This window comes from Vibrio sp. M250220, from assembly GCF_036533795.1.
Classification (GTDB): domain Bacteria; phylum Pseudomonadota; class Gammaproteobacteria; order Enterobacterales; family Vibrionaceae; genus Vibrio.
The window spans coordinates 20,989-27,435 of record NZ_JATABI010000053.1 but is presented as its reverse complement, the minus strand read 5'-3'; the positions used below and the strand labels follow the sequence as shown (position 1 = coordinate 27,435).

Sequence of the window (6,447 nt, the reverse complement as noted above, 5' to 3'; positions counted from 1 at the left end):
ATACGACGTCGCTCTGCGCGGTCAGGTAATGTTAGAATCATGAGAACTCGGTAACGGTTGTAGGTTTGTATGTTTGGCGACTGATCAGATCGCTCAAACGGTACCGAGTTCCCTTCTTTTTCTACAAACCAGTGATCTATATTTAGGAATAGTTATTTCGATTTTTAAGGAGATAACTATGCCAGCTAATCCAGTTCCAATTGATGTGAAAACAAAAGGTCAAACTTGGTTGTTACCACCATATAATTGGTCTCATCGAAGAATTGCTAAAGAATTAGATGTTAGTCCTTCCGTGGTATCTAAGTGGAAAAATGAACTTGTTGAAAGCGGCCTATTGTCTACAGAGCCGACGTTAGAAAATACTACTACTGATTATTCAGCGGAGCAGTGATTTTTCATAGTGATTGAAACTGCAACAATGTCTGAACGCGAGTTAGCTGAATACTGTAGGTCTAAAGGGTTATTTGTCGATGACGTTAAAGCCTAGCGAGCACTATCTATCAAGGCGCAGAGCGCAACATCGACTTCAATGTCACACAAAGAAAATAAGCAACTACGTGAGGAACGCAGAAAGGTAAAAGCGTTGGAGAAGGAGTTGGCACGTAAAGAGAAAGCGCTTGCTGAAACGGCTGCGCTACTGGTTTTGCGGGAAAAGTTCAATGCCCTCTGGGAAATCAACGAGGAAGACTGATTCCTATCTCAGAGCGGCTTAAAATAATCACACTTGTTGATGAAGCTGTACGTAAAGGGGCAACAAAGACAAAGGCTTGTTCCACCGCTGGGTTATCAATACGAACGTTCCAGCGTTGGACACGGAACTCTGCCGAAATCACAAGTGATATGCGTCAGCATCCTCGGCAGCACGAGCCTCATGATAAGCTATCAGAAGCCGAAAGGCAGCAGATATTAGATATCTGCAATACACCAGAGTATGCCGATTTACCTCCGAATATCATCGTTCCAATGTTGGCTGATGAAGGCATTTACATTGCCTCAGAGTCCACATTTTATCGTGTATTAAAAGCAAACAACCACCTAGGTAAGCGAACTCGTAACAAAGCTGGCACAAGCCCTTCTCGACCAAAGGTTCAAAAAGCCTGCAAACCAAATCAGGTATGGAGCTGGGATATCAGTTATCTGCCATCGAAAATACGAGGGAAGCACTATTACCTCTATTTGATAATGGATATCTTCAGTAGAAAAGTAGTAGGTGCAGAAGTGTATGATCAGGAACTAGGCGAATATGCAGCGGAGTTACTTCAAAGAACAGCATGGCGGGAAAAGTGTGTGCAAGGCAACATTACTTTGCACTCTGACAACGGTGCTCCTATGAGAAGTTACACCATGCTTGCAAAGATGTATGACCTTGGGGTTGTAAGCTCTTACTCTAGGCCAAGAGTAAGCAATGACAACCCATACTCTGAGTCGTTGTTCAAAACAATAAAGTATTGTCCTTCATGGCCAATGGAAGGGTTTTCTTCCATTGAAGACGCTCGGTGTTGGGTTGGTAATTTTGTTGATTGGTATAACAATGAGCATAAACACAGTGGCATAAAGTATGTAACACCTCAGCAGAGGCATTGCGGGGAGGATAATGAAATTCTCCGACAACGTATGCAAGTCTACCGACGTGCTCAATTGACTCATCCAGGTAGATGAAGTCGGCAAACGAGAGACTGGAGTTATATCGATGAGGTGTACTTGAACCCTGAAAAGTGTGCAGCCTAATCATTGACGTTACTAAATTGTAAAAAAGACGACAACTTACTTGAAAAACAGCGGAAACGAGCGTTCGCAATCACCGAAATACGCAATAATGCTGGTTTGGTTTGGCCCATATCATTGCTGGACTTAGTATTGTTATTTCGACGAGTCATCACGATTAATTGCGGTTCACTGTTTCTAGGTAAATCATAAACAAACGAGCATCAAGCTCCAGCTGATGGTATTCCGGTTCCATATGGCAACAAAGCTGATAGAACGCCTTGTTGTGCTCTTTCTCTTTAAAATGCGCCAACTCATGAACGATCAGCATACGCAAAAGCGGCTCCGGCGCATTCTTAAACACGCTGGCAATTCTAATCTCGTTTTTAGATTTGATCTTGCCGCCATGAATCTTGTTGGCATAAGTGTGTAGCCCAAGCGCGTTGTTTATCAGATGAATCTTGTTATCGTAGACCACTTTACTCAACGGAGCTGTCTTCTTCATATAGCGGTTTTTGATCGCTAAAGCATACTCAAACAACGCTTTTTCACTTTTGATTGTATGATTATCGGGGTAGCGTTTCTCAAACCAAGCGACTAAACGTCCAGACTCCACCAATTGGCTAACGGGAGTCACGATATGTTCAGGATAACCTTGGATGTAGCGTAATGAAGGATTCATATTTAACACAAAGCGAAGTCTGGTCTACAAAAGGGGCATAAGTCTACCCTATTCACACTTGCCATTCACGGTCTTTTCATTAAACTCTGCGCTGAATATCTGCCTAGGAACACAAGATGAAACGACTCGTACTGTATGTAAAAGACAAATGCCCTCACTGCAAAGACGCTCAGCGTTATCTCGATTCGAAAGGCTATCAGTACCGTTTAACCAATGCCAAAATGCAGCGTGGTCGTAAAGAGCTGGATGCAATAGGCGCTCGCTCACTGCCGGTTTTGAAGATTGGAGACCGTTATATGATTGGTTGGAACCCAAACAACTTTGAAAAGATGTATAACTCCAAGGGTTAGATAAAGCGTTTTTGCGCGAAGTGCGGATTCGCCACCAAGACGTCCATTAATGAAATTTCGTCGAGTACGACCAAGTGCTCGACACCGTCTACGTCGAGTTTAATCACTTCTTGCTTGTCCTGATTGCGAGCAGTATCACGAGCAATACCTTCCATGCTTTGACCTGTTGTTAGCGTCAAACGAACAGGATAACGGTACAAACACACTATCTCGATATAGTCATAATCGTTGCAGCTAATCATTTTACTCTCCGCTCTAATTCATTGATGGACAGATTTGGCTCACAGCCATTGACCCTATTAGCACCAACAACAAACACTCTACCCATGCAAGTCATACAACTCAAGTCGTTGTCTCTTCAAGATTTACAGCACTGAGTTAGACATAAACGTTAAATGCCTGCGAGACGTTACTCAACTGAAACATTGGCAGCCTAAAAACGGCACATACTTTTGGTGTTTTGATTTTATGGTCCAAAAATATGAACCGAATAGGCTTGTTGTTTATTATCGTCCCCATGATCATTTTAGGTTGTAATGGCAGCAGTGAGCCAGTCTCCCTTGTGCCCCCTAAAAAGCCTACGCCGCCTCCCCCCATAGAGATCAATAAATTTGGTGCTTGGTACGGCAATTCCAGTACTGGCTATATAGGTGTCAAAGCATTTTGTCATATCTGCACTCACCAAGATTTTGACTACCAGTGGGAAACGGATAGCAACAACGACGGTACGTTTGATCATTCAGACTCAGTATCATTTGGGCCGATTAAAACAATCGATGTGGCAACCTTTGGCAAAAGAGTTAAGTTAACCGTCGCCAATGACGAAGTCAGTTCTCCGCTAATCAAATACTACGCTCCACCTGAAGACCTCATTGAAACTATCTATAGCAACGCTAAAGCTTTCGCCGCACTAAAGAGAAACGGGACGGTCGTGACTTGGGGAGACCCTTATTATGGCGGGAGTTTAAACCGTGATCTTTCGGATATAAAACGCATCTATTCCACTGGAGGCGCTTTTGCTGCACTGAATAACAAGGGGCAAGTCTTTACATGGGGCGACAACACACTCGGCGCCAACAGTAGTCAGGTCAGCTTTAACTCGAGTGGTGTCAACACTATTTACTCCAATGATTATGCCTTTGCCGCCCTGCAAAATGACGGTAGCGTCGTCACTTGGGGAAGTGCCAATAGCGGTGGGAACAGTTCTAATGTCGATCTTTCAAGGGACATTGAATCGATATACTCCAATGACGCATCCTTCGTCGCAATCAAAACTGATGGAAGCGTTGTCGCATGGGGCAATAGCTTTACTGGAGCAAATCTAAATGGTGTTCACTTCAACAGCACGGTAAAAAAGGTCTTCGCGACGGATGCTTCGTTTGCCGCTTTGCTGGACGACGGTTCTGTCGTCGCATGGGGGCACCCTGATACTGGAGGGCGCCAACCGACTCAAATTAACGACATTGTTGTTGATATATTTTCAAATGACGGTGCATTTGTCGCACTAAAAAACGACGGTTCTATTACTGCGTGGGGGCACCCCTCATATGGCGGTGTCGTGAGCCAAATCAGTAACGTAGAAACCGTTGTTGCAACAAAGAAAGCGTTTGCTGCGCTAAGGAAAGATGGTTCAGTGATCACATGGGGAGACGCGGCTCACGGTGGAAACTCAACCGGTGTCGACTTTTCCGGCGGAGTAACATCGATCTCAGCCACCAAACAAGCATTCTCAGCGGTTAAACTCGACGGTACGGTCGTATCGTGGGGACCCGCTAGCGCAGGAGGAGATTCCTCAACCATAGATTTCTCGCAAGGGGTGGAAAAACTCTTCACCAACGGTCATGCTTTCTTCGCCTTAATGAAGGATGAAACGGTCTTAACGTGGGGGCATCCATATTTTGGCGCTAACTCATCCAACGTTGATCTTAGCAATATACATTCAGTCTATGCTACCGATACCGCATTCGCTGTACTCAAAACAAATGGCACAGTCGTCTGTTTTGGCGACAGTAATGGAGGTGGTGATTTAACTCAAGCCGCTCATCAACTTGAACTCAAAGGCAAAGAGGTGGAATATTCGACACCATAAATGGTGTGAATCGAGCTACCTGTTACTTAACCTAGCTAGCTCGTATGGAACGAGTTATCGCTGATAAACCAAGATGTTAGTGCGTCTCGCCTGATGAAACATTCGCTCTGTAGCAATGGGCAGTTTCATCAAACACAAACTCGACCTCATTGACAATACTTTCCAGTTTGTCGTTTTGGTAATGTGAAACATAAAGAAGTTGGCTTAAGTTTTCCTTGGCAATCAGCTCGAGAGTATTTTTTACCAGCCGCCTTCCTAGATAATCCAACCCTTGGTATGGCTCATCCAATATCAGCAGCGCGGGCTGTTTAACAATCGCACGAGCAATCAACAGTAATCTCTGCTGACCATATTCCAGTTCTCTAAACGAGATGTTGGCATACTGGCTCATATGGAGAATTTCCAGCCACTCTTTAGCAACCTGAATCTCTTTCTTAGAGGGTTGCTGGTAAAGGCCAATTGAGTCGTAAAAGCCCGAAAGAATGACTTCTAGTGCCTTACAACTGACACGGTATTGGAGATGCAGAGCAGACGACACCATACCGATGTGCTTTTTTATTTCCCAAATAGATTCACCAGAACCGCGCTTTTTGCCAAATATCTGGATGTCATTGGAATAACATTGCGGATGGTCGCCAAAAATGAGCCCAAGCAATGTACTTTTTCCACAGCCGTTTGGCCCTTTGATTTGCCAATGTTGTCCATTATCAATTCGCCAGTTCAAGCCCGTAAAGATTGTTTTATCCGTGTACGCGACTTGACCTTGTGTGATTTCAAATACCGGGTTATCGAAATGGTGGCTATGTTGGTAGCGGTGGATTAATGCCAGCATCTGTTCGCTCTGCTCTTGAGACTGTGCCTTAATCTGACGAATGACAGGATGCGACTCCCATTCACTCTTTGGCATAACACTTTCAAGTTTGCCGTGATTGAACATCGCAATCTGCTCAACCCATGCTGGTATATCCTCTTCACGATTGAAAGTAACAATCATCTGGATAGATTTCGATAACTCATACAGATAGTCGGCTAGCGATGCTCTGTGGGCGACATCGAGGCCAGTAAAGGGGTTATCAAGCACAATCAGTTGTGGCTGTGTTGCCAATGCACGGGCAAGCATTACACGACGAGTTTCTCCCGTCGACAGCACGCGGAAACCGCTTTTTTCTAAGTGGCAAAGATCCAGTTTTTCAAGCAGGTTTTTAGTCACCGACTCAGAATGACACTGACGATAAATCAATGTGTAAACCGATGTGCCTGTATCAATTCTATCTAAAAAATCTGTCTCATCATTGGCGATTTCCTCTTCCAATAATCGTTGCTGTTCAACCAGCGAAACTTGAGCAATGCCTCCTTCGCTTGCTGAAAGCATGGATTCCGACACCGTATATTCGCCCGTAAGTAGACATCCTAATGCGGACCCAATATCGCCTTCGGTACTGAACACGCCCCATGATTGTCCATGGTTAATCGTCCACTCGTCGATTTCGAGTCGATTGGTACCTGTTTCTAAAGCGAGCTGGTTGATAATTATTTGCATAGAATGGTTTCCCTACCCTTCAAAACATAGATTGATAGCCTCAAATTACTTCAAACCTAGGCTTAGTGCGATAGGGAAATAG

At 44.4% G+C, this 6,447-nt stretch carries 5 protein-coding genes and 1 pseudogene; 3 read left to right on the top strand and 3 right to left on the bottom strand.

The window, feature by feature from the left end:
- Positions 1–229: 229 nt before the first annotated feature.
- Positions 230–1,656, top strand: a pseudogene (locus QTN94_RS16655) (IS3 family transposase); the annotation flags it as partial.
- 226 nt (positions 1,657–1,882) lie between these two features.
- On the opposite strand, the gene QTN94_RS16650 reads toward QTN94_RS16655, so the two are convergent.
- Entirely contained in the window at positions 1,883–2,386 is a 504-nt protein-coding gene (locus tag QTN94_RS16650) for a M48 metallopeptidase family protein (RefSeq protein ID WP_138972290.1), read from the bottom strand.
- Between the two features lie 116 nt (positions 2,387–2,502).
- Here QTN94_RS16650 and QTN94_RS16645 point away from each other — a divergent pair, with 116 nt between their 5' ends.
- Positions 2,503–2,736, top strand: a complete 234-nt coding sequence (locus tag QTN94_RS16645) for a glutaredoxin family protein (RefSeq protein ID WP_269376835.1) — start codon at positions 2,503–2,505, stop codon at positions 2,734–2,736.
- On the opposite strand, the gene QTN94_RS16640 is transcribed toward QTN94_RS16645, so the two are convergent.
- Positions 2,733–2,978, bottom strand: coding sequence for a Rho-binding antiterminator (locus tag QTN94_RS16640; RefSeq protein ID WP_331417011.1), 246 nt, complete (start codon positions 2,976–2,978; stop codon positions 2,733–2,735). The genes QTN94_RS16645 and QTN94_RS16640 overlap by 4 nt on opposite strands.
- 239 nt (positions 2,979–3,217) lie before the next feature.
- Between QTN94_RS16640 and QTN94_RS16635 the strand changes: the two genes are divergently transcribed.
- Positions 3,218–4,825 carry an RCC1 domain-containing protein gene (locus QTN94_RS16635; RefSeq protein WP_331428301.1) on the top strand — a complete coding sequence of 536 codons (1,608 nt, stop codon included), beginning with the start codon at positions 3,218–3,220 and terminating at the stop codon, positions 4,823–4,825.
- Positions 4,826–4,901: 76 nt separating this feature from the next.
- Here QTN94_RS16635 and modF read toward each other — a convergent pair whose 3' ends face one another.
- Entirely contained in the window at positions 4,902–6,365 is a 1,464-nt protein-coding gene (gene modF / locus QTN94_RS16630) for a molybdate ABC transporter ATP-binding protein ModF (protein WP_331428300.1), read from the bottom strand.
- Positions 6,366–6,447 lie beyond the last annotated feature (82 nt).

What these genes read in the sequence shown, in the direction of transcription:
- QTN94_RS16645 (WP_269376835.1), top strand. Translation starts at nt 2,503, where the DNA reads ATGAAACGACTCGTACTGTATGTAAAAGACAAATGCCCTCACTGCAAA.
- QTN94_RS16650 (WP_138972290.1), bottom strand. Translation starts at nt 2,386, where the DNA reads ATGAATCCTTCATTACGCTACATCCAAGGTTATCCTGAACATATCGTG.
- QTN94_RS16635 (WP_331428301.1), top strand. Translation starts at nt 3,218, where the DNA reads ATGAACCGAATAGGCTTGTTGTTTATTATCGTCCCCATGATCATTTTA.
- QTN94_RS16640 (WP_331417011.1), bottom strand. Translation starts at nt 2,978, where the DNA reads ATGATTAGCTGCAACGATTATGACTATATCGAGATAGTGTGTTTGTAC.
- modF (WP_331428300.1), bottom strand. Translation starts at nt 6,365, where the DNA reads ATGCAAATAATTATCAACCAGCTCGCTTTAGAAACAGGTACCAATCGA.